Consider the following 22784-nt stretch of genomic DNA (forward strand, 5'->3'; position numbering starts at 1 on the left):
CCGGTGAAGAAGCGGCCGCAAATGACGGCGGCCGCTTCCTTTATCAACGATTGACCCTTGCCTGCAAATGCGCGGGATAACGATCGCCTTCCACCTTGATCGTGGCGAGCGCGCTTTCGATGCTGGCGAGGTCATTGGCCGTCAGTTCGACTTCGGCGGCACGAATGTTCTCCTCCAGGCGATGCAGTTTGGTGGTGCCGGGGATCGGCACGATCCAGGGCTTCTGCGCCAGCAGCCATGCCAGCGCGATCTGGGCGGAGGTGGCCCGCTTGCGCGTGGCGATTTCCGCCAGGAGATCGACGAGGGCTTGGTTGGCCTTTCGCGCTTCTTGCGAAAAGCGCGGCACGATGTTGCGGAAATCCTTGCTGTCGAAGGTGGTCGTCTCGTTGATCGCTCCGGTGAGGAAGCCCTTGCCGAGCGGGCTGAAGGGAACGAAACCGATGCCGAGTTCTTCGAGTACCGGCAGGATTTCCTGTTCCGGTTCGCGCCACCACAGCGAATATTCGCTCTGCAGCGCCGTCACCGGCTGAACGGCATGGGCGCGGCGGATCGTCTGCACGCCTGCTTCCGAGAGACCGAAATGCCGGACCTTGCCTTCTGTGATCAGCGCCTTAACCGTGCCCGCGACGTCCTCGATCGGAACATCCGGATCGACACGGTGCTGATAGAACAGATCGATGACATCGGTCTTCAAGCGCTTCAGCGCCTGATCGGCAACCGCGCGGATCTGTTCCGGCCGGCTATTCATGCCGCTCTGGCCGCCATTGGCATCGAAGTTGAAGCCGAATTTCGTGGCGACCACTACCTCATCACGGAAGGGGGCAAGTGCCTCTCCCAGAAGCTCTTCGTTCTTGTAGGGGCCATAGGCCTCGGCCGTGTCGAAGAAAGTGACGCCGCGTTCGAAGGCCTGGCGGATCAGCGCAATGGCTTCCTGAACACCGGTCGCCGGCCCGTAACCGTAACTCAGCCCCATGCAGCCGAGGCCGATGGCCGAGACTTGAAGTCCGCTCCTTCCGAGTTCACGCTTCTGCATTGCCGCTTCCTTTTCTAACCTTGGTATTGAGTGTCGGTGACATGTTCCATCCAGGTGACGACCTTGCCGTCGAGCTGTTCCTGGATGGCGATATGGGTCATCGCCGTCGTCGGCGCTGCGCCGTGCCAATGGCGTTCGCCCGGTTCAAACCGGATGACGTCTCCGGCGCGGATCTCCTCGACGGGGCCGCCTTCGCGCTGGACGCGGCCGCAACCCGATGTGACGATCAGCGTCTGGCCAAGGGGATGGGTGTGCCAGGCGGTGCGGGCGCCGGGCTCGAAGGTGACGCTGGCACCGGCCGCGCGGGCCGGACCGGTCACCTGAAACAGCGGGTCGACACGCACGCTGCCGGTGAACCAGTCTGCCGATCCCTTGGCCGAAGGCTGCGAGCCGCTTCGCTTGATGTCCATGTGTCGTCCTTTCAAATGTCGCGCGGCGCGGACGCGTCCGATTGGGCGGGCATGTCCGCCCGGGCAGGACACGTCCGCCCGTCATGACAGCGTATTTAGCGCGTGGGCTCGATTTCGATTAGATGGTATAAACGGCAAGAACCTATGAGAGGGATTCATGAATGCCGCGTTCGTCCGTCAACGACCTCATTGCCTTCCTTGCCGTTGCGCGCGAGCAGAGTTTCACCAAGGCGGCAGCAAAGCTCGGTGTTTCCCAATCGGCGCTCAGCCACACAATTCGGGGGCTTGAAGAGCGGCTTGGACTGCGCCTCTTGACACGCACGACGCGCAGTGTCTCGCCGACGGAGGCCGGCGAACGCCTGCTCGTCTCGATCGGCCCACGCTTCGACGAGATCGAGAGCGAGCTGGCCGCCTTGAGCGCCTTCCGGGAGAAGCCGGCCGGCACCATCCGCATCAATGCCGGCGAGCATGCGGCCAATTCCGTTCTGTGGCCCGCCCTGGAAAAGCTCCTGCCTGAATATCCCGATGTCAAGGTCGAGATCGTCGTTGACTACGGTCTGACCGATATCGTCGCGGAGCGCTACGACGCCGGTGTAAGGCTGGGCGAACAGGTGGCGAAGGATATGATCGCGGTGCGTATCGGCCCCGATATGCGCATGGCTGTGGTCGGCGCTCCCGCCTATTTCGACGGAAGGCCGAAGCCTCTGACACCCCAGGACCTCACGGATCACAATTGCATCAATCTGCGTCTGCCGACTTATGGCGGCGTCTACGTCTGGGAGTTCGAGAAGGATGGGCGCGAGCTGAATGTTCGCGTCGAAGGACAGTTGGTGTTTAACAATATAGCGCTGCGGCTGAACGCGGTGCTGGCCGGGATGGGGATTGCCTACCTGCGGAGGATCTTGTCGAGGCGCATCTTGCCGATGGGCGGCTGGTGCGCGTTCTCGAGGACTGGTGTCCGCCATTTTCAGGTTACCATCTCTACTATCCAAGCCGCCGGCATGCCTCACCGGCCTTCGCCCTCATCGTCAACGCGCTTCGCTATCGGGGATAGCGGCTCGCTGTTTTGGGGCGGCTCGTGATAAGCCGCATGCTCAGCAGGCTTCCGATGCCGGAAAGGGCGATGACCCATGCCATCGGCCAGGGTGTACCGTCGGCGAAGGTGCTTGATACGGCCGAGCCGATGATCCCGCTGCCATACTGGATGGCGCCGAGCAATGCCGATACGGCGCCGGCGCGCTTGGGGAAATCCACAAGCGCGCCGGAGATGGCGTTGGCGGCGATGAAACCGTTCATGGCGACGTAAAGGCAGAGCGCCGCAGCAAGGCCGAAGAGACCGGCAAAGTCCGTTGCGCCCACCAGCGCCACGATCACGCCGGCGAGTGCCGCTCCGATCGTTCCGATGAGCAGCAGCCGGTCGCTGCCGAAGCGCGTCACCAGCCGTGCATTGACCGTGTTCGAGACCATCAGCCCGATGATGCCGACCGCAAACAGCACGCCGTAAAGCTGCGGCGAGAGGCGATGATAGTCGATATAGGCGAAGGGCGAGCCGGCGATATAGGCAAAGACGCCGCTGTAGAAGAAGCCGACCGCGCCTGCATAGCCAAGAAGCCGGCGATTTCCAAGCAGCGAGGTATAACCCAGGAATGCACGACTGAGCGGCTCGGTGTTGCGCCTTTCCGGCGGCAGCGTTTCCTGGAGCGTGGAGAGAGCGGCAAGCGTCGCCAGGCCGATCAGCACCAGCGTCCAGAATATGGCCTGCCATGATGCGACTTTCAGGATCAGCGCGCCGACGCTCGGCCCGAGCAGCGGCGCAATCGCCATGATCGTCATCAGTGTCGAAAGCAGCCTGGCGGCGCGATCGCGCTCGAAAAGGTCCCGCACAATCGCCCGAGCGAGCACGACACTGGCGCAGGCGCCGAGCGCCTGGACGACCCGCCAGCCGATCAATTGCCACGCATCCGTCGACAGGGCGCAGCCGGCCGAGCCGATCACGAAGACGATCAAGCCGAGCGCGACCGGTCCGCGACGGCCATAGCGATCGCCGACCGGTCCCCAGAACAACTGGCCGAGGGTGAAGCCGATAAGATATCCGGTGATGGTGAGTTCGAGCGTGCCCTGGCTTGCGCCAAGCGCGGCACTCATCCGTGGCAGCGCCGGCAGATAGAGGTCGGTAGAGATCGCCGCGAAGGCCATCAGCGTGCTGAGAACGACCAGAAGCCGAAGATCGGTTTTCATGACTTCCTGGCGCGGCTGGGAAATGCTGTCGATATTCTGGTCCACGGGTGCTCCGATTGTGATGGGAGTGAGCAGTCGCGCGCAGCCAAAACGCTCGGTTTTTTAGACGAAGGCGATCGCTGTTTCCAAGGCGTCGCTTTTGCATTCCCGGCCGGGTGCGAGAGCGGCGGAGAGTAGGTTCGTTACTGTTCTTTGAATAGCGGGTGGAAACGGCATGCACTTATGAGCGGAGCTCACGAATGCTTCTGGAACGTTCGTTACCCCCGGCCGGCGCTCAGTCTCTCATCCGCCTACCGGCAAAGCCGGGAGGGGACATAGGCGGGAACATTTGCTCCCTGTCATACCAGTGGAGGGTTCGTTCGGGACTGCCTATCCCGTCACATCAAGCCCGACGATATCAGCGATGAAATCGGCGATGGCTTTGGTGTCATCAAGGTCGAAGACCGGCAGGGTGGTGTCCGTAACGGGATGATCGGCGGCGATGGCGGCGATGTGGGGATCGCTTGGTGCCAGCGGTTCGCGGTTTGCGGCCTCGAGGCGACGTGCCTCGATCTTGGGGATCGGCTCACGCTTGTAACCTTCGATCAACACGAGATCGCAGGGGGCGAGGCGGGCGAGGATTTCCTCGAATTCGGGTTCGGGGGCGCCGCGGAGTTCGTGCATGATGGCGTAGCGGGTGCCGGAGACGATGGTGACTTCATGGGCGCCGGCCTGGCGATGGCGGTAGCTGTCGGCCCCGACCTTGTCGATGTCGAAATCATGATGGGCATGCTTGATCGTCGAGATCCTGTAGCCGCGGCTGGTGAACTCGGTCACCAGTCGGACGGCGAGCCCGGTCTTGCCTGAATTTTTCCAGCCGGCGATGCCGAAGACTTTCGGTGCGGTCATGCGCGTAGGGCCTCCAGCCAGCGTTCCGCCACGACGAGATCATCAGGCGTGTTGATGTTGAAGAAAGGGTCGAGCAGACTGGCGCGGGTCGGATGCAGCGGAAACGACACTTCCGTTACGTCATGTCGTAACAGGAAGTCGCGCACGCGGCGCTTTTCATCGGTGGCGATCCAGGCTTCGAGATCGGCGGCGAGCGTCACCGGCCAGAGACCGAAGACGGGATGGCTGCGGCCCTCGGAGGCCGCAATGGCGATCTGCGACGGGCGCTCGACGGCCGCCGCCAGCCGGGCGACGAGATCGGCCGGGAAGAACGGGCAATCGACCGAGACGGTGACGACATGGCTGACCTTGGGAAGGCCGGCGGCATAGGTCATGGCCGCATGGATGCCGGCCATCGGCCCGGCCTTGCCGGGAATACGGTCTGGAATGGCGGGCACGTTTTCGGCTGTGGCATCGGCATTGACGGCAACGGAAAAAACCTGCGGCGAGAGCCGGTCGAGCACATGGTGGAGCAGGCTTTCGGCCCCGAGCATCACGCCGGCCTTGTCGCGGCCCATGCGCTGCGAACGGCCGCCGGCGAGCACCACGCCTGCTATATCGGACCTGTCGAGCGAGAATTCAGCCATCGTCCTGCCTCGGAACCTTCGTCAGACCGGCGCGCGGGGTGCCGATTCCTGCGCAATCGGCGACACGCGGCGCTTGGCCTCACGATAGAACGTATAGAGGCCGGAGGCGATGACGATTGCGGCGCCGACGAGCGTCCAGCCGTCGGGAACCTCGGCGAAGAAGAAAAAGCCGAGCAGCGAGGAGAAGATCAGGCTGGTATAGCGGAAGGGCGCGACGAAGGAGATTTCGCCGGTTCGCATGGCGAGGATGACCGACTGATAGCCGACGAGCACCAGCACCGAGGCGAGCAGGAGATGCCCGAGCGAGGTGGCGCTGACCGGCTGCCAGCCGCCGAGCACGGGGATGAGCAAGGCGCCGAAGAAGGAGATGGAGGTCGCGGTGATGACGGTGATCATCAGCGAGGGAATCTCCGGGTCGATCGATCGGGTGGCGAGGTCGCGGCCGGCCGTCGTCAGCACCGCGGCAACGCAGAGGAGGGCGGCGGCGGTGAAGCCTTCCGGGCCGGGGCGGATGATGATCATCACGCCGACGAGGCCGACGAGAATCGCCGACCAGCGCCGCCAGCCCACGGGCTCGCTGAAGAACAGCGCGGCGCCGAAGGTGACGACCAGCGGCAGCGACTGCAGGATTGCCGAGGCATTGGCGATCGGCATCATGCCGAGGGCGGTAATGTAAGTGACGGCCGACAGCATCTCGCAGATGATCCTGAGGAGGATGATCGGCTTCAGCACGGTGCGCCAGGAGCGCAACGCGCCCATCTGCCGGGCGATCAGATAGACGAGCAAGCTGGTGAAGAGGCCGCGCAGGAACATGATCTCGCCGGCGTTCATATGGGCAACCACCGATTTGGAGAGAGCGTCGCTCGCGGAAAAGCCGGCCATCGCCATGCTCATATAGATGGCGCCCTCAGTATTGCGTGACCGCGGCATGAAGAGATTCCCGTTACCTGTGCGCCCCTTCTTAGTCGGGAAGATACATGAAGGGAATCGAATGAATGTCACACCCGGGATAAATCGATGATGCAACGCACAATGGCGCTGACGTTACGGCAGGCGTGCCGGCTGGGATTGCGGCAAGTCACCGTTTTACAAAGAGAATTCGATATTTCCCGACGTGGCGATGGAGGCTTTCGACCTCTGTCGGCCGCGGGCGGATCGCCGGCGGAAATCATCGTCTACAGGTGGATTTTCTGTTGCCGCGCGGGAAACGGGTGGCTGCATCATGGCTTGTCTGAGATCTGAGATGCCTCGACAACAGAGGAGAAACGGACATGACACTTCTGAACGACAAGATCGCAATCGTCACCGGCGCAAGTTCCGGCATCGGCCGCGCGGCGGCGAAGGTTTTTGCACGGCAAGGTGCAAAGCTCGTGATTAATGGCCGGCGACAGCACGCGCTCGACGCCGTCGTCGCCGAAATCGAGGCGGACGGCGGACGGGCCATCGCCATATCAGGCGACATTACGGACGAGTCGCTGCAGGAACGGCTGGTCGAGACGGCGGTCTCGCGCTTCGGCAGGCTCGACATCGCCTTCAACAATGCCGGCGTCCTCGGTGAGATGGGCCCGGTCGCCGGCTTGTCGCTCGAGGGCTGGCGCGAGACGATCGAGATCAATCTGACCGCCGCCTTCCTCGGGGCCAAGCACCAGTCGGCGGCGATGGGAGAGGGCGGCGGGTCGCTGATCTTCACCTCCACCTTCGTCGGCTACACCGCCGGCATGCCCGGCATGGGCGCCTATGCGGCCAGCAAGGCGGGGTTGATCGGTCTCGTGCAGGTGCTCGCCGTCGAACTCGCTTCCAGGAACATCCGCGTCAACGCCCTGCTCCCCGGCGGCACCGACACGCCCGCCAGTATCACCAACGCGCCTGATGCCACGCCGGAGCTGCTTGCCTTCGTGAACGGTCTGCATGCGCTGAAACGCATGGCGCAACCGGAAGAGATCGCCAATGCGGCGTTGTTCCTGGCATCCGACCTGTCGAGTTTCGTGACGGGGACGGCGATGCTGGCGGATGGCGGGGTGTCGATCAGCCGAACATAGGCGGGTGATGGGCTGTGTGCCTGTGACGTGATCAGGCCCAACCTCAATGCGCCGTCCCATCCACAATTACATGGTTGTGGTCCAGCGAGCATTTCTCCACCCGGGCCTCGACCCTGTAGATCTCCCGCAGCATCTCGGCGGTGACGACATCCCCCGGGGCGCCGCAGGCGCGCATGCGGCCGTTGGCGATGACGAGGACTTTGTCGGCGAAGCGCAGGGCCTGGTTGAGGTCGTGGATGGCGATCAGGACGAGCATGCCTTTGGCGCGGGCCTGGCGGCGCATGAAATCGAGGACTTCGACCTGGCGGTGGAGGTCGAGCGCGCTGGTTGGTTCGTCCATCAGCATGATTTCGGGCTCGCGGACGAGCGCCTGGGCGATCGAGACGAGTTGGCGCTGGCCGCCGGACAGCGCGCCGAGATCGCGGAAGGCGATGGCGGTGATATCAAGCGCCCTCATGATCTCGTCGATGAAGTGCAGGTCGCTGTCGCCGACCGCCCAGGACTGACCCTGCTTGCGGGCGAGCAGGATGGATTCGTAGACGGTCAGCACCGCATTCGCCGACGTATCCTGCGGCATGTAGCTGATGGCATTCTTCGCCTTCGAGCCTTCGACGACGACATGGCCCGGACCCTTCAGCAGGCCGGTGATGCGCTTGAAGAGCGTCGACTTGCCGGCGGCGTTCGGGCCGATCACCGCGACGACCTCGCCTGATGTCATCACCGGCGTTGTCACGTTCTCGACGAAGAGCTTGCGGCCGTGATAGGCGCCGACCGACTGCAATTGAAGCGCTACCACGATCGGCTCCTGTTCGAGAGGATGAGCGAGAAGAAGAAGGGCACGCCGACGAGCGCCGTGATGATGCCGATCGGGAAGACGACGCCTGGGATGATCGACTTCGAGACGATCGAGGTCAGCGAAAGCAGCAGGGCGCCTGAGAGGATCGAACCCGGCAGGAAGAAGCGCTGGTCCTCGCCGAGGATCATGCGCGCGATATGCGGCCCGACGAGGCCGACGAAACCGATCGTGCCAACGAAGCTCACGGGGACCGCGGCAAGCAGCGAGATGACGAGCATGGTTTCCAGCCGGATGCGGCGGACATTGACGCCGAAGCTTGCGGCCTTGTCCTCGCCGAGGCGGATGGCTGTCAGCGCCCAGGCATTGCGGGCAAAGAGCGGAAGTGCGGCGAGCAGAACGGCGAGCGTCACCCAGATCTTCGGCCAGGTGGCCTTGGTGAGGCTGCCCATCGTCCAGAAGACCACCGCCGACAGCGCCTGTTCGGAGGCGAGATATTGCAGGAATGCGAGAGCTGCATTGAAGGTGAAAACAAGCGCGATGCCGAGTAGCACCACCGTCTGCACCGAGGCGCCGCGGGCCTGCGAGATGAAATGAATGAAGAGGGTGGCGATCAGCGCCATGACGAAGGCATTGACCGGCACGAGCAGGCCAGCGGCCACAGGCAGAAGCGGAACGCTGGTGACGATTGCAAGGGCGGCGCCGAAGCTTGCTGCCGCCGAGATGCCGAGCGTGAAGGGGCTGGCGAGCGGATTGGCGAGGATCGTCTGCATCTGCGCGCCGGCGACGGAGAGCGCCGCACCGACCACGATCGCCATCACGGCAACCGGCATGCGGATGTTCCAGACGACGGCCCGCACCTGATCCGAGACGGAAGACGGATCGAAGAGAGCGGCGACGACCTCACTGAGGCTGTAGCGAGCCGGCCCCCAGGCGAGATCGACGGCAAAAGACAAGCAGAGTGCTGCCGTCATGACGGCAAGGATCAGCAGCTTGCGCCGGGCAAGAGCGCGGTAGCGCTCCCTCCCGGCTTCCACTTCGATCGATAGTGCGGCGATCTCGGCCATCGCTGAATTACTCACCCGCCTTGGCGTCGACCCAGTAGCCCGGCTGATAGGCGACCGGCAGGAATTTTTCGTGGAATTCCTTGAAGGTGGCATCCGGATCGAGATCGGCAAAGAGGTTCGGGTGGAACCATTTGGCCAGTTGCTGGACGGCGACGAACTGGTAGGGGCTGGTGTAGAACTGGTGCCAGATCGCATGGACATTGCCGCCGGCGACGGCCCGGGAGCCGGTGAAGGCAGGGTTTTCCATCAGCGCAATCAGGGCCTTGCGGCTGTCGCCGAAGGTCGCGGCGGCATTCGGGCCGACAGTCACGAAGTCCTTGGCATCCTTGGTCTGGCTCCAGTTGGAGCCGGTGACGACGATGACGTCGGGATTAGAGGCGACGACCTGCTCGGCATTGATCGAGCCGGTATAACCGGGGAGGAAATCAGAGCCGAGATTGTGGCCACCGGCCCAATCGACCATCAGGCCGAAATTGTCGGGGCCGAATGTGCCGCAGCATTCCACCAGACCGGCGGCGCGGTACATGAAGACATTGGGCTTTGGCGGATTGGCGGCTTTCAGTCTGTTGGTCACCCGCGCCATCTGCTCTTTCCAGAAGGCGGCGACCGCTTCGGCGCGGTCCTCGTGGCCGAAGATCTTGCCGAGGATTTTCAGGCTCGGTTCGGTGTTGGTGAGAATGTGCTCGCGGAAATCGATATAGACGATCTTCGCGCCGATGCCGGCAAGCATCTCTTCGAGCTTCACCTCGTCGGCTGCCGTCTTGTTGCCGATCGGCAGCAGCAGCACGTCGGGATGAAGCTTGACGACCGTCTCGGTCTGCAGCGTGCCGTCTGTGAGGTTGCCGAGGAAGGGCAGGTCCTTGCCCTTCGGAAACTTCTCGACATAGGCGTTGAAGCCGTCCTTGTCGGTGGTCCAGAGATCGTTGCGCCAGCCGACGATCTTGGCGAAGGGATCTTCCTTCTCGATGGGAGCGACGGCGTAGAGCATGCGGCCTTCCCCAAGGATCACGCGCTCCACCGGCTTGTCGAAGGTCACTTCGCGGCCGGCCACGTCCTTGATTGTGAAGGATTGGGCAAGCGCCGAAAGCGGCATCAGGCTCGCAACCGCAGCAGCGGAGACTGCGAGCATTTTCATGAAATTCATCTGGAAATTCCCCCGAGGTCTGAATAATTTCCGCAGGCATAAGAAATATGACTTTATGAATCAAGTTATATGTTTTAGAGCATTTCCAAACTGATGCCAGGCCGGGATGCCCATGATGAATTCCATGAACACGAACTACTCCATCCGCGACGAAATCCGCGACTTCTGGTCGGAAAGGGCCGCGACCTTCGACCAGAGTGTCGGCCATGAAATTTTTTCGGAGGCGGAGCGAAAGGGCTGGCGGCGACTGATCCGAAAGCATCTCGGCGAGGGGCAGGGGCGCGCTGCCCTGGATCTCGCCTGCGGCACCGCCGTCATCTCGCATCTGATGAACGATGCCGGCTTCAAGGTCACCGGCCTTGACTGGTCCGATGCGATGTTGGCGCAGGCGCGCGCCAAGGCGAAGAAGCGCGGCACCGATATCCGCTTCGTGTCCGGCGATGCCGAAAACACGATGGAGCCGAGGGACAGCTACGACGCCATCACCAACCGGCATCTCGTCTGGACGCTGGTCGACCCGGCTTCCGCCTTCAAGGAATGGTTCGCGGTGCTGAAGCCGGGCGGCAAGGTGCTGATCCTCGACGGCAATATGGGCAAGGAGACCTGGGTCAAGGGGCTGCAGAAGCTCTGGACTGAGGTGACCGGCAAGCCGACGGCGAGCCACATGTCGCCTGAGATGATGGCGCGGCACCAGAAGATCCGCTCGCGCGTGCATTTCTCGAAGCAAATGCCGGCGGAAGCGGTGGTCGATCTTCTGCGCGAGGCCGGCTTTACCGATATTGTGGTCGATCGCAAGCTCGGCGACATCCATTGGGCGCAAGCGCGCAAGATGCCGTTTTTGCGGGGGCTGGAGCGGATGGTGCAGGATCGGTTTGCGATTTGTGCGCGTAAGCCTGGGTGATGGGTTGGCGTCGCTGTGTCGATGCTGGGAGCGATCGGTCCTACGGCAGGCGAGGTTCACCCCATTCTACGACAGAAAATCTGGCGACGGTATCGACCCACCCACCCTCATTCCTGTGCTCGTCACAGGAATCCAGCCACGGCGTGTCCGCGCCGTGAATGACTTCCGTACTGGCAAGGGCGTTTTCCGCGCCCAAGGACTTGGGCGCACTGGATTCCTGTGACGAGCACAGGAATGAGAGGGGGTGGGTGGGGCAGGCGTACCGCCCTATTTTTCACCCACCGGTGACACTCATATGGCGCGCCACCGCCGGGCGGTTATGCGTGCGGTCGATGATGAAATCGTGGCCTTTGGGTTTGCGGGTGATGGCTTCGTCGATCGCGGCGTGGAGGAGGGCATCGTCTACGGTGGCGCGCAGGGCCGCGCGCAGGTCGGCGGCGTCGTTCTGGCCGAGGCACATATAGAGTGTGCCGGTGCAGGTGAGGCGCACGCGATTGCAGCTTTCGCAGAAATTATGGGTCATCGGCGTGATGAAGCCGAGGCGGCCGCCGGTTTCTTCGACCTTGACGTAACGCGCCGGGCCGCCTGTGTGGTAGTCGATCTCGGTCAGTGTGAACTGACGTTCGAGATCGGCGCGCAGCTGGGACAGCGGCAGGTACTGGTCGGTGCGGTCCTCGTCGATCTCGCCCATCGGCATGGTTTCGATAACGGTGAGATCCATGCCGCGGCCATGGGCGAAGCGCAGGATCTCAGGCATCTCGACGTCGTTGAAATCCCTTAGCGCCACGGCATTGAGCTTGATCTTAATGCCGGCCTTCTGGGCGGCATCAATGCCTTCCATGACCTTGTCGAAATCGCCCCAGCGGGTGATCTTGCGGAATTTGTCGGGATCGAGCGTATCGAGCGAGACGTTGATGCGGCGCACGCCGCAATCATAAAGCTCCTCGGCATGGCGGGAAAGCTGCGAGCCGTTGGTCGTCAGGGTTAGCTCGTCGAGGCCGGAACCGATCTTTTCGCCGAGACGGCGCACGAGATACATGATGTTCTTGCGCACCAGAGGCTCACCACCGGTCAGCCTGATCTTGCCGACACCCTTGGCGATGAAGGCGGAACAGAGCCGCTCGAGCTCCTCGAGCGTCAACAGATCCTTCTTCGGCAGGAAGGTCATGTTTTCCGCCATGCAATAGGTGCAGCGGAAATCGCAGCGGTCGGTGACGGAGACGCGGAGATAGGTGACGGCCCGGCCGAAAGGGTCGACCATCGGATGCGCACCTGCCACCAGCGGCGATGCATTGCCTATCGTTCCAACTCTGCTGTTCACCTGTATCTCCGTACTCCAGTGAATGTGGGCATATGCTATTGTCACGTCAAGGGAAACAGCCTGCTTGCATGCCGATTTCAGCTTGCGCTGAAAAAGATCAGCGCCTACTCCTCGCAATAGAAGAGGACAAAATGATGAGCGATATCTGGCCGAGCGAACTCCGCGTTTCGAAAGACCGGCAGCGGCTGGTGGTGACCTTCAACGATGGCCAGAGCTTCGAGCTTTCGGCCGAACTCTTGCGCGTGCTTTCCCCCTCGGCCGAGGTGCAGGGCCACGGGCCGGGGCAGAAGGTAACGGTGCCGGGCAAGCGCAACGTCGCGATCATCTCGATGATACCGACCGGCAATTATGCGGTCCGGATCGGCTTCGACGACATGCACGATACCGGCATCTATACCTGGATCTATCTGCGCGAACTCGGCGAACGCGGCGTTGAGCTATTTTCGGCCTATGAGGACGAGCTGCGCGAAAAGGGCATGAACCGCGACACCGCGGAAAAGCCGCGCTGAATTTCCAAGTCACAGCCATCGGGGGACATATGGCGAAAGCGAATAACAAGAACTGGCTGCGCGGCAAGGGCAGCGCCGCCGGCAGCAAGGTGACCTTCCTCGAGCTGTTCTTCGACCTGGTCTTCGTCTTTTCGATCTCGCAGCTTTCGCATGCGCTCGCCGCCCATTACACGCCGCTGGGTGCGGCCGAAGCGGGCCTGATGACCTTCGCCGTCTGGTGGGTGTGGATCTTTACCGCCTGGGTGACGAACTGGCTCGACCCCGACAAGATGCCGGTGCGCGGCATGCTGGTGGTGCTGATGATGCTCGGGCTGGTGCTGTCTGCTTCCATCCCCGAGGCCTTCGGCGACAAGGGATTGCTCTTTGCCGGCGCCTATGTGGCGATGCAGGTCGGGCGCTCGCTATTTACGACCTATGCGATGACGCGGGTCGACCGGGCCAACACGCTGAATTTTATCCGCATCACGACCTGGCTTGTTGTCGCGGCCATCTTCTGGATCGCCGGCGGGCTGCTTGAACACGAAGCCCGGCTGATCGCCTGGGTGATTGCGCTGGCGATCGAGTATGTAGGACCGGCCGCTGGCTTTGCCGTGCCGGGACTCGGCCGTTCCACTCCGAGCGACTGGGACGTGTCGGGCGCTCATATGGCCGAGCGCTGCGCGCTCTTCGTCATCATCTGCCTTGGCGAAGCGATCCTCGTTTCCGGCCGCACCTTTTCCGAGTTGCCGATCTCGGGTCTGACCAGCCTTATCTTCGTGACCGCCTTCATCGGCAGGGTCGCCATGTGGTGGCTCTATTTCCGCTTCGGTCACGGGCGTGCCGCTCACCGAATAGAGCATGAGGAGACGCCGGGAGCTTTGGCGCGGCAGGCCTTCACCTATGGGCATATTCCGATCCTGGCCGGCATCATCGTGCATGCGGTGGCGGTGGAATTCATGTTCTCACATCCGCATGAGACGGGCGACGTCGGCATTGCTGCGGCGGTGCTCGGCGGTTCCGGTCTGTTCCTGATCGGCAATCTCTGGTTCAAGGGTGCGACCAGCGGGCAGCTGCCGCTGTCGCACCTCGCCGGCCTCGTGCTTTTGATCCTGCTCGCCTTTGCCGCGCCCTTCATCGAAATCTATCTGATGGGCATTCTCGCGACGCTGGTGCTGATCATCGTCGCCGCCTGGGAATATCGCTCTCTGACCGGCACATCGGCGGCGCCGACGCTGCATTGATCATCAGTCGTCGTCGCGCAGATCCTTGAGTAGCATGGTGATGATCCGCTCCATCGAGGAGGCGGTCGCCATGCATTGCTCGATCGGCTCGTCGGAGAGTGTGCGTTCGATGAGATCGGTCTGGATCGTCATCGCAGATTCGGTCAGCCTGCGGCCTTCTCCGGTGAGGTAGAGGCGCAACACACGCTTGTCGCGCTCGTCGCCGCGCCGCTCGATCAGCCCGCGTTTTTCCATCTGCGGCAAGAGCATGCTCATGTTGGAGCGGCCGACCAGCAGCTTGCGCGCCAGCTCCTGCTGCGAGATGCCTTCGAAGCGGTAAAGGTTGACCAGAATATCGAGATGCGGGGGTTTGATGTCGAGATCGGCAAGCGAGCGGGCCAAGGATTGCTGCATGAGCTGGCAGGCGCGCGCCACTGCGATCCAGCTGCGGAAACGCGGATGATCCCAGGGAAGGGATTGATTTTTGTTCATCGTTGTACTTTATTGTTCAGTGTTGAACAGATTTTGGATTCCCACTATGGCAAATTTCGCGCTCAAGGTCATCCGCCTGGGGTTCTCGGCTCTGCAGGCGGTTTCGCCGCGGCTGGCGGGCCGGGCGGCATTCCTGATGTTCTGCCGCACTCCATCGCCGCGGCCGAAAGGCACGAGAGCGAAGGCGGCGCATGCAGCGGGTGCTGCGCGGCTTGCCGGCGCCGAGCCCTTCGTCCTCAGGCTTGCGGGCGGGGCCAAGGCGCATGCCTACCGGCTGAACGGTGGGGCGATCGGCCCGCGGAAGCGCTATCTCGTCACTCATGGCTGGGGTTCCAGCACCGAATATATGGCCGATCTCGTTTCGATGCTTTCGGCAACGGGCGCGGAGGTCATTGCGCTCGATTTTCCAGGACATGGCCGCGCGGGCGGCCGCTTCCTGCATATGGGACTTGCGGTCGAGACGATCGCGGCCGCAGGGGAGCGGTTCGGCGCGTTCGATGCGGCGATCGGCCATTCTTTCGGCGGCGCGGCGCTCATGGTCTCGATGGCAGGCCTGCTGCCCGGCGTTGCGCCTGCCACCGGCGAGCGATTGGTGCTGATCGGTGCGCCGAGCGAGATGGGCTGGCTCTTTACCGATTTCGGCCGGATGGTCGGCCTTCGCCCCGCTGCGCAAGCCGCACTTGAGAATGAGGTTCACCGAGTCACCGGGCGGAGACTCGAGGATTTCGACGCCGGCGACGCGGCGAGCGGCATCGGAAGGCCGGTGCTCGTCATCCATGCCGAGGACGACAAGGAAGTGTCTCCAGCCCATGCCAGGCGTTACGGCGCAGCGGGCAAGCGCGTCCGGCTGTTCTGGGCTAACGGCTTCGGGCACCGGCGCATCGTCGGTGCCGCGCCGGTGCTTGCCGCGATCGCGGCATTTCTCGAAGGCGACCGCAGTGAAGAAGACGTCCCCGCAGAAAGCATCAAAAAAGATGCGGAGATCATTCCATTTTTTGAACTTCCGGCAAGGCGCGCGGCATTGTAGCGTCCGTGGCGAAGATCAAGCCGCGGCGGGACGCCTCATGAAAATCATCAGCAGTATCGAAGAGCTCAATAGGATCTATAGCGCCGGGCTGTCGCAGGCTTCGGTCGACAAGGTGACCAAGCGCTTGACGCCGCTCTATCGTGAGATGATTGAGATTTCGCCTTTCGCGGCGCTTGCGACCGTCGGGCCGGAGGGGCTCGACTGTTCCCCGCGCGGCGATCTCGGCGGCGTGGTGCGCGTCGTCGACGACGAAACACTGCACCTGCCGGACTGGCGCGGCAACAATCGCGTCGATTCGCTCTCCAACATCGTGCGCGATCCGAGGCTTGCCCTGATGTTCCTGATCCCGGGCTCGAATACGACGATGCGCATCAATGGCCGTGGCGTTGTCTCCGACGACGAGGCGTTGCTTTCAAGCTTCGAAATGGATGGTAAGCACCCCCGCACCGTCATCGTCATCTCGATCGACGAGGTCTATTTCCAGTGCGCCCGCGCCGTGATGCGGGCCGAGCTCTGGAATGCCGAGCATTTCGCCGATCCGGCAGGCCTGCCGACGCCTGGGCAGCTGTTGAAGGCGGCCGTTGGCGATTTCGACCAGGAAACCTACGATCGGGAATGGCCTGGACGCGCGGCGAAGACGATGTGGTAAGCCGCCGTCACCTTGGTGACAGCGGTGGAGACGTGACAGGGCGGGCAGCCGTCAAGCCTTGTAGATCAGCCAGCTCTTGGTGAAATCCTTCTGCATGCCGTCCTCATAGAGGATGGTGCAGTTGCGCCCGGCGTTCTTGGCGCCGTAGAGCGCGATGTCGGTCTTGCTGTAGAGTTCGCCGGCATCCTCGGCGCTGGAGGCCATGCAGACGCCGATCGAGACGGTGACCGGGCCGTAGTTCACCCGCGTGCGGGAATTCTTGAAGGGCGTTGTCTCAAGCGTGCGGCGGATACGCTCGGCGATCGCCATCACTTCCTCAGGCGTATTGCCCTCGATGATGAGCGCGAATTCCTCGCCACCGGCGCGGGCGACGAAGACGTCGCGCCGGACGTTGCTGCGGATGACGGAGGCGACGGTGGCAAGGATCTTGTCGCCGACCGGATGGCCGTAGGTGTCGTTGATCTTCTTGAAATTGTCGATGTCGGCGAGCAGCAGCGCCGTCACCGGCCGCATGCCGGGACTGTTGAAGACGGCGGCGAGGCGATCGTCGAAGGCGCGGCGGTTGGAAAGACGCGTCAGCGAGTCCGTATTGGCGATGCGCTTGTATTCGTCGAGTTCCTTGCGGACCTGATCCATCTCCTGCGAACGCTGGACGACGTCTTCGACGGTGCGCTCGCCGTGCGCCATGGTGTCGCCTGTCGCCTTGCTCAGGAGTTCGATGGCGTTTTCGATCAGTTCGACGCTGGCATTGCTTTTGGAGGTGATGCGCTTGTGGGTTTCGCCGAGCAGCCTAGTATAGCTTTCGAGCGAGTTCTGCTCCTGTCTCAGGATCCGCAGCAGTCCGTCGAGTTCGCCTGATATGCGCGAATGGGCATCGTCAAAGACGCGGGCAGGGCTATTGGTGAAATATTGCGAGCCGAGGGCGTCGAGTTCGGCCTGGGTCGCCTGGCTGCCGAGGGCCGCAAGCTCACGGGTCAGTGCCGGATTGGAGCCGATATAGGCTTCATAGAAGAGTTCGTAGTTGCGGGGTATCGGCGCAACGCCCATCGAGCGCATGGCATAGGTGATCTGGCCCGCTACGTCGGGAACCTGCACCTTAGGCGCGACAGCCGTATTCATCCGGCGAACTCCTCATATATTCGAAGGCAATAATTTATCTGTTAGCTTAAATTTCTTGGGAAAAGATTAAAGCGACATATACCAAAGATTACATACGACAACTTCCTATCCGAGCAATACTTCGATCAGGCCTATGATTCTGCATCAAAAAACGTATCTTTACCAGGACAGTGCATACCCGTTGAACGGGAATGGCGTCAGAAAAACTTACAGTTCTTTTCGTGATTTCATGCAAACATCTCGTCATATTTCTTTCGCTATCCTCGCCGTCACCCTGATCGCAGGCAGCACCATACTGTCGCAGCACGCTGGTCTCTTCGCCGGAGCTTTCCGCACGGAGATCCTTGCGAGGGTGGATAACGGGGATGTGGTGAGTGCTGCGGACATTGCGGCCGTGGCGCATGATGCCGGCCCGTTGGACAGGGCGTCGGCGCGGTAGGCAGTTTGCCTACTTCGTTTCGAATGCCTGAAAGAGTTCCGCTGGGGAGAAGAGGGAGCAAGCGGCCGGCTCGCCCACTCCCTCGGACCTGTATCGGCGCGGCCCCGCCTTAATCATCCCAAATTCAATTCCTGGAAGAAATCATTGCCCTTGTCGTCGATGACGATGAAGGCCGGGAAGTCTTCGACTTCGATCTTCCAGACCGCTTCCATGCCGAGTTCGGGATATTCGAAGACCTCGACCTTGCGGATGCAGTCCTGCGCGAGGCGGGCGGCGGGGCCGCCGATCGAGCCGAGATAAAAGCCGCCATGCTTCTTGCAGGCCTCGCGCACGGCGCGTGAGCGGTTGCCCTTGGCAAGCATCACCATCGAGCCGCCGAAGGACTGGAACTGGTCGACGTAACTATCCATGCGGCCGGCCGTCGTCGGGCCGAAGGAGCCGGAGGCGTAACCGACAGGCGTCTTGGCGGGGCCGGCATAATAGACCGGGTGGTTCTTCAGGTAGTCGGGCATGCCTTCGCCCTTTTCCAGCCGTTCGCGGATCTTGGCATGGGCGAGGTCGCGGGCGACGATGATCGTGCCGGTCAAGGACAGCCGCGTCTTGACGGGATGCCTGGAAAGCTCGGCAAGCACCTCGGCCATCGGCCGGTTGAGGTCGATATGAACCGTCGATTCCGACAGTTTCGCCTCGTCGATCTCGGGCATGTACTTGGACGGGTCGGTTTCGAGCTGCTCGATGAAGATGCCGTCGCGGGTGATCTTGCCCTTGGCCTGGCGGTCGGCGGAACAGGAGACGCCGAGGCCGATCGGCAGTGAGGCACCGTGACGGGGCAGGCGGATGACGCGGACGTCATGACAGAAATACTTGCCGCCGAACTGGGCGCCGACGCCCATCTGTTGCGTCAGCTTGTGGATTTCCTTCTCCATTTCGACGTCGCGGAAGGCGTGGCCGCTCTCGGAGCCCTCGGTCGGCAGTTCGTCGAGATAGCGGGTCGAGGCGAGCTTGACCGTTTTCAGGTTCATCTCGGCAGAGGTACCGCCGATGACGATCGCCAGATGGTAGGGGGGACAGGCTGCCGTCCCTAACGTCAGGATCTTCTCCTTGAGGAAGTCGATCATCCGATCGTGCGTCAAAAGCGAGGGCGTGCCCTGGTAGAGGAAGGTCTTGTTGGCCGAGCCGCCGCCCTTGGCGACGAAGAGGAATTCATAGGCGTCGGTGCCTTCCTCATAGATATCGATCTGGGCCGGCAGGTTGTTCTTGGTGTTCTTCTCCTCGAACATCTTGACCGGCGCGAGCTGCGAATAACGCAGGTTCTTCTTCTCATAGGCGTCCATGACGCCGCGGGCGAGCGCTGCCGTATCCCCGCCCTCGGTCCAGACCCTGCGGCCCTTTTTGCCCATGATGATCGCCGTGCCCGTGTCCTGGCACATGGGCAGCACGCCGCCGGCAGCGATATTGGCGTTCTTCAACAGGTCGTAGGCGACGAAGCGGTCGTTGTCGGTCGCCTCCGGATCGTCGAGGATCGAGGCGAGCTGCTTCAGATGGCCGGGGCGCAGCAGATGGTTGATGTCGGCAAAGGCGGTTTCGGCAAGCAGGCGGATGCCTTCCGGCTCGACGGTCAGGATTTCCTGGCCCTTGAACGTGTCAACCGAGACATGGTCGCCACTGATCTTGCGATAAGGGGTGGCATCCTTGCCGAGGGGGAAGAGATCGTCAGCCATCGAAGTGACCTTTCTGCTGGGCGTGCGTCGCTAGATTGGAACCGGTCTAAATCCGCCGTGGGGCAAATGCAATCGGGATGCGGCCGGAGTTTGGCCGGTTGAGACCATGGTCGCATGTGCTTTCGCAGCCGGTGCGGATGAGGCGAAGTAGTGAAATCGGCGTGAGCCGCGATAAAGGACGACTCAAAGTTGCCTTCGGTTCGCTGCCAGTCCATATTTCCGGCCGCGTTAACTTGCTGGAGCTTCCGATGACGAATGCAAAGCCAACTGCTAACGACGACCTCCGCATTTTCTTCGAGCATGACTGGATCAGGGGCGATTTGCTGTCCAACGACAGCGATCCCGAGGGATCGGCCCTTTATCTCCGTTCTTTCGACGGTGTCCGGGTCGATGCGAAACACGGTCTGACGCAGGAAACGATCATAAGAGGGGACTACGGGACCTTCACCGTGCGGCCCGACGGTCATTTCGAATATGAGCTAGATTACACGCTTGACGTGGTGAAGAACCTGCGGGCGCACGAACAGCTGATCGAAGAGATCCGCTATAAGATCTCCGATGGCGCAGGCGGGACGGATGTAGGGGTTCTTACGCTGGCGATCGACGGCGTCAATGAAGAGGACAAGTACCACGAAGTTCTGGATTTCGACGATATGGGTGTCACATCGAGGGCGGACAATTTCTCTCTGCCCAATTACCGGGGCTTTGCGCTCCGTGAACGGCAGCCACGAAGTGACGCTTCTGAACGGTTTCGTCTATGACACCATCCCGGGCGTTAATGCCATCACCGAGGACGGTTTCAGCGATACCGTTCTATCGCCGGGTTCGGCGCCCGTGACCTTGAAAATGGTCGATGGCGGGGATTTCACCTTTCAGGGCGTTTCAATCGCCGAATTGTCGGCATCGTCATTTCACCTGACGCTTACCGCGCTGAACGACGGGCAGATCGTCTATCAGCAGGAGCTTGAGGTCACTGGTCCCAATCTCGAGGTTGATATCGAAGACATCGATGAGATTCGTTTTGATTTCATGGGCAATTCTGTCGCGATGGACAATTTTTCGTTGTTGGTTTGAGGCTTGCCGGGTGTGTGATGGGTTGCCCCGGCCGGTGCCGGCAGGCGGGTGGCTTTATTCGTGTCGGTTGGAAGTTTCGCGAGACGGCTACCGCAATCTCCCTCATTCCTGTGCTCGTCACAGGAATCCAGTGCGCCCAAGTCCTTGGGCGCAAAAGACTCTTTTCTTGAGGTATTGATTCATTCACGGCGCGGACGCGCCGTGGCTGGATTCCTGTGACAGGCACAGGAATGAGGGAGCAAGTGGCCAGCTCGTCCGTTCCCTCTTGCTCCGAACGTGGAGAAGAGGGAACAAGTGGAGAAGCGGGGCAGCGCGCCCACGACCGTCCTACTTCGGCCCGATCATCGTCTCAGGCCGCACGATCTCGTCATACTCCTCCGACGTCACCAGGCCGCTGGCGAGCGCCTCTTCCTTCAGCGTCGTGCCGTTCTTGTGCGCTGTCTTGGCGATCTTGGCCGCGGCGTCGTAGCCGATCTTGGGGGCGAGTGCTGTCACTAGCATCAGCGAGCGTTCGAGGCCGGCCTTGATGTTGTCCTCGCGCGCCTCGATGCCGACGACGCAATTGTCGGTGAAGGAGATGGCGGCGTCGGCAAGCAGTTGCACCGACTGCAGGAAATTATAGGCCATCATCGGATTGTAGACGTTGAGTTCGAAATGGCCTTGGCTGTCGGCGAAGGTGAGAGCCGCGTGGTTGCCGAAGATGTGGATGCAGACCTGTGTGAGGGCTTCGCACTGGGTGGGGTTCACCTTGCCGGGCATGATCGAGGAGCCGGGCTCGTTTTCCGGCAGCGCTAGCTCGCCGAGGCCAGAGCGCGGGCCGGAGCCGAGCAGGCGGATGTCGTTGGCGATCTTGAAGAGGGCGGCGGCAGCGGCATTGATGGCGCCGTGGCTGAACACCATGCTGTCATGCGAGGCGAGCGCCTCGAACTTGTTCGGCGCGGTGACGAAGGGCATGCCGGTGATGTTGGCGATCTCCTGGGCGACCTTTTCGGCAAAACCAACAGGCGCATTGAGGCCGGTGCCGACGGCGGTGCCGCCCTGGGCGAGTTCGCAGAGGCCGGGCAGGGTCATCTCGATGCGCTTGATGGCGGAGCCGACCTGGGCGGCATAACCGGAGAATTCCTGGCCGAGCGTCAGCGGCGTCGCATCCTGGGTGTGGGTGCGGCCGATCTTGATGATGTGGCTGAACTCGGTGACCTTCATGTCGAGGGCGGCATGCAGGTGTTTCAGCGACGGCAGCAGGTGATGGGCGATCCGTTCGGCGCATGCGATGTGCATGGCCGTCGGATAGGTGTCGTTCGACGACTGACTCATATTTACATGATCGTTCGGATGCACCGGCTTCTTGGAACCCATGACGCCGCCGAGCATTTCTATTGCACGATTGGAGATCACTTCATTGGCGTTCATGTTCGACTGCGTACCCGAACCGGTCTGCCAGACCACCAGCGGAAAATGGTCGTCGAGCTTGCCGTCGATCACTTCCCGGGCGGCGTCGACGATGGCTTTGCCGAGGGCCGGATCGAGCTGGCCGAGAGACATGTTGGCGCGGGCGGCGGCCTGCTTGACGATGCCGAGCGCACGCACGATCGACAGCGGCTGCTTTTCCCAACCAATCTTGAAATTGCCGAGCGAACGCTCGGCCTGGGCGCCCCAATATCGGTCGGCGGCAACGTCGATGGGGCCAAAAGTGTCTGTTTCGGTGCGGGTTGCGGTCATGAGCTTTGCCTTCCCTTTACATGCTGTTTTCTGGCATCTTCCAAAGATGGGGTTTTATAGGTCGGAAACCCCGACAAGAAAACCGTATGCCACGTTAAATATTGAGAGATTATGTCATGTTTTTACCGGCCCGGCGGCGTGCTTTTTCGGCCACTTTCGAAATTTTATGTGCCGGGAGGTTTTTGCCGCACTGGTCCGCCGGCGAAAATTCGGTAAAAAATTAACTAATAATTTCATAATTTTGTGTGAACTGCTGCGCGGCGCCGTGCAGGCTTTCCCTCACATAAAAATGAGTCCGCCGGCGCTGGCGGCGAAGGCCGGTTTCTGATGAATGAGCCGGACGCTCTTGAGCTTCGCGGATTTGAGTTTGAGCCTT

The 22784-nt window shown here is 61.7% G+C and carries 22 protein-coding genes and 2 pseudogenes; 10 read left to right on the forward strand and 14 right to left on the reverse strand.

The genetic code is table 11. The annotated features are described in order from the left end of the window. Positions 1-43: 43 nt before the first annotated feature. Both EFB14_RS03195 and EFB14_RS03200 read right to left on the reverse strand, forming a co-directional pair. On the reverse strand, positions 44-1033 hold the full coding sequence (locus tag EFB14_RS03195; RefSeq protein ID WP_126822661.1) for an aldo/keto reductase: 990 nt from the start codon (positions 1031-1033) through the stop codon (positions 44-46). A 14-nt stretch (positions 1034-1047) separates the two neighbouring features. Next, positions 1048-1443 (reverse strand): (R)-mandelonitrile lyase, encoded by a 396-nt coding sequence (locus tag EFB14_RS03200; RefSeq protein WP_125845845.1) that lies wholly within the window; start codon positions 1441-1443, stop codon positions 1048-1050. A gap of 161 nt (positions 1444-1604) precedes the next feature. Here EFB14_RS03200 and EFB14_RS03205 point away from each other — a divergent pair. Further along, a pseudogene (locus tag EFB14_RS03205) lies at positions 1605-2497 on the forward strand (LysR family transcriptional regulator). Here EFB14_RS03205 and EFB14_RS03210 read toward each other — a convergent pair. The 4 genes from EFB14_RS03210 to EFB14_RS03225 form a co-directional block, all read right to left on the reverse strand. Further along, entirely contained in the window at positions 2485-3726 is a 1242-nt protein-coding gene (locus tag EFB14_RS03210; protein WP_245438201.1) for a multidrug effflux MFS transporter, read from the reverse strand. The pseudogene EFB14_RS03205 and the gene EFB14_RS03210 overlap by 13 nt on opposite strands. A 324-nt stretch (positions 3727-4050) precedes the next feature. Continuing rightward, the gene (gene mobB, locus EFB14_RS03215) at positions 4051-4569 is read right to left on the reverse strand and encodes a molybdopterin-guanine dinucleotide biosynthesis protein B (protein ID WP_126822663.1); all 519 of its coding nucleotides are present in this window, start codon (positions 4567-4569) and stop codon (positions 4051-4053) included. Further along, on the reverse strand, positions 4566-5195 hold the full coding sequence (mobA, locus tag EFB14_RS03220) for a molybdenum cofactor guanylyltransferase MobA (protein WP_126822665.1): 630 nt from the start codon (positions 5193-5195) through the stop codon (positions 4566-4568). The genes mobB and mobA overlap by 4 nt, the downstream gene beginning before the upstream one ends. 21 nt (positions 5196-5216) lie before the next feature. Then, entirely contained in the window at positions 5217-6125 is a 909-nt protein-coding gene (locus tag EFB14_RS03225) for a DMT family transporter (RefSeq protein WP_126822667.1), read from the reverse strand. A gap of 341 nt (positions 6126-6466) precedes the next feature. On the opposite strand from EFB14_RS03225, the gene EFB14_RS03230 reads away from it, so the two are divergent. Continuing rightward, entirely contained in the window at positions 6467-7234 is a 768-nt protein-coding gene (locus EFB14_RS03230) for an SDR family oxidoreductase (protein WP_126822670.1), read from the forward strand. A gap of 43 nt (positions 7235-7277) precedes the next feature. On the opposite strand, the gene EFB14_RS03235 is transcribed toward EFB14_RS03230, so the two are convergent. Genes EFB14_RS03235 through EFB14_RS03245 form a run of 3 tightly spaced genes read right to left on the reverse strand, consistent with a single transcriptional unit; the run spans position 7278 to position 10238 of the window. Beyond that, complete coding sequence (locus tag EFB14_RS03235) at positions 7278-8030, reverse strand: ABC transporter ATP-binding protein (RefSeq protein ID WP_126822672.1); 753 nt, start codon at positions 8028-8030, stop codon at positions 7278-7280. Further along, complete coding sequence (locus EFB14_RS03240; protein WP_126822674.1) at positions 8024-9094, reverse strand: FecCD family ABC transporter permease; 1071 nt, start codon at positions 9092-9094, stop codon at positions 8024-8026. Before EFB14_RS03240 ends, EFB14_RS03235 begins: the two co-directional genes overlap by 7 nt. 7 nt (positions 9095-9101) lie before the next feature. Further along, entirely contained in the window at positions 9102-10238 is a 1137-nt protein-coding gene (locus tag EFB14_RS03245) for an ABC transporter substrate-binding protein (RefSeq protein WP_126822676.1), read from the reverse strand. A gap of 115 nt (positions 10239-10353) precedes the next feature. On the opposite strand from EFB14_RS03245, the gene EFB14_RS03250 reads away from it, so the two are divergent. Continuing rightward, positions 10354-11139 carry a class I SAM-dependent methyltransferase gene (locus tag EFB14_RS03250; RefSeq protein ID WP_126823526.1) on the forward strand — a complete coding sequence of 262 codons (786 nt, stop codon included), beginning with the start codon at positions 10354-10356 and terminating at the stop codon, positions 11137-11139. A 274-nt stretch (positions 11140-11413) separates the two neighbouring features. On the opposite strand, the gene moaA is transcribed toward EFB14_RS03250, so the two are convergent. Continuing rightward, the gene (moaA, locus tag EFB14_RS03255) at positions 11414-12460 is read right to left on the reverse strand and encodes a GTP 3',8-cyclase MoaA (RefSeq protein WP_126822678.1); all 1047 of its coding nucleotides are present in this window, start codon (positions 12458-12460) and stop codon (positions 11414-11416) included. A 131-nt stretch (positions 12461-12591) separates the two neighbouring features. Here moaA and EFB14_RS03260 point away from each other — a divergent pair, with 131 nt between their 5' ends. Further along, positions 12592-12969: a gamma-butyrobetaine hydroxylase family protein gene (locus EFB14_RS03260; RefSeq protein ID WP_183604816.1), complete on the forward strand. Its 378-nt coding sequence runs from the start codon at positions 12592-12594 to the stop codon at positions 12967-12969. A gap of 29 nt (positions 12970-12998) precedes the next feature. Further along, positions 12999-14189 carry a low temperature requirement protein A gene (locus EFB14_RS03265; RefSeq protein ID WP_126822680.1) on the forward strand — a complete coding sequence of 397 codons (1191 nt, stop codon included), beginning with the start codon at positions 12999-13001 and terminating at the stop codon, positions 14187-14189. A gap of 3 nt (positions 14190-14192) precedes the next feature. Here the strand turns inward: EFB14_RS03265 and EFB14_RS03270 are convergent, their stop codons facing one another. After that, positions 14193-14660 (reverse strand): MarR family winged helix-turn-helix transcriptional regulator, encoded by a 468-nt coding sequence (locus tag EFB14_RS03270; RefSeq protein ID WP_125845832.1) that lies wholly within the window; start codon positions 14658-14660, stop codon positions 14193-14195. Between the two features lie 46 nt (positions 14661-14706). On the opposite strand from EFB14_RS03270, the gene EFB14_RS03275 reads away from it, so the two are divergent. Together EFB14_RS03275 and EFB14_RS03280 are read left to right on the forward strand one after the other, a co-directional pair. Further along, positions 14707-15687, forward strand: coding sequence for an alpha/beta hydrolase (locus EFB14_RS03275; protein WP_126822682.1), 981 nt, complete (start codon positions 14707-14709; stop codon positions 15685-15687). A 37-nt stretch (positions 15688-15724) separates the two neighbouring features. Continuing rightward, positions 15725-16336 (forward strand): pyridoxamine 5'-phosphate oxidase family protein, encoded by a 612-nt coding sequence (locus EFB14_RS03280; RefSeq protein WP_126822684.1) that lies wholly within the window; start codon positions 15725-15727, stop codon positions 16334-16336. A gap of 51 nt (positions 16337-16387) precedes the next feature. Here EFB14_RS03280 and EFB14_RS03285 read toward each other — a convergent pair whose 3' ends face one another. Further along, positions 16388-17455 carry a GGDEF domain-containing protein gene (locus tag EFB14_RS03285; RefSeq protein ID WP_126822686.1) on the reverse strand — a complete coding sequence of 356 codons (1068 nt, stop codon included), beginning with the start codon at positions 17453-17455 and terminating at the stop codon, positions 16388-16390. A 133-nt stretch (positions 17456-17588) separates the two neighbouring features. Between EFB14_RS03285 and EFB14_RS03290 the strand changes: the two genes are divergently transcribed. After that, positions 17589-17894, forward strand: a complete 306-nt coding sequence (locus EFB14_RS03290; RefSeq protein WP_376772299.1) for a hypothetical protein — start codon at positions 17589-17591, stop codon at positions 17892-17894. A 113-nt stretch (positions 17895-18007) separates the two neighbouring features. Here EFB14_RS03290 and EFB14_RS03295 read toward each other — a convergent pair whose 3' ends face one another. Beyond that, complete coding sequence (locus EFB14_RS03295) at positions 18008-19615, reverse strand: fumarate hydratase (RefSeq protein WP_126822688.1); 1608 nt, start codon at positions 19613-19615, stop codon at positions 18008-18010. 248 nt (positions 19616-19863) lie between these two features. Between EFB14_RS03295 and EFB14_RS03300 the strand changes: the two are divergent. Further along, a pseudogene (locus tag EFB14_RS03300) lies at positions 19864-20689 on the forward strand (Ig-like domain-containing protein). A 327-nt stretch (positions 20690-21016) separates the two neighbouring features. On the opposite strand, the gene fumC reads toward EFB14_RS03300, so the two are convergent. After that, the gene (gene fumC, locus EFB14_RS03305; RefSeq protein ID WP_126822690.1) at positions 21017-22408 is read right to left on the reverse strand and encodes a class II fumarate hydratase; all 1392 of its coding nucleotides are present in this window, start codon (positions 22406-22408) and stop codon (positions 21017-21019) included. Between fumC and EFB14_RS03310 the strand changes: the two genes are divergently transcribed. Next, entirely contained in the window at positions 22407-22736 is a 330-nt protein-coding gene (locus EFB14_RS03310) for a hypothetical protein (RefSeq protein WP_126822692.1), read from the forward strand. The genes fumC and EFB14_RS03310 overlap by 2 nt on opposite strands. Positions 22737-22784: the final 48 nt, after the last annotated feature.

The organism is Rhizobium fabae (genome assembly GCF_003985135.1).
GTDB lineage: Bacteria > Pseudomonadota > Alphaproteobacteria > Rhizobiales > Rhizobiaceae > Rhizobium > Rhizobium pisi.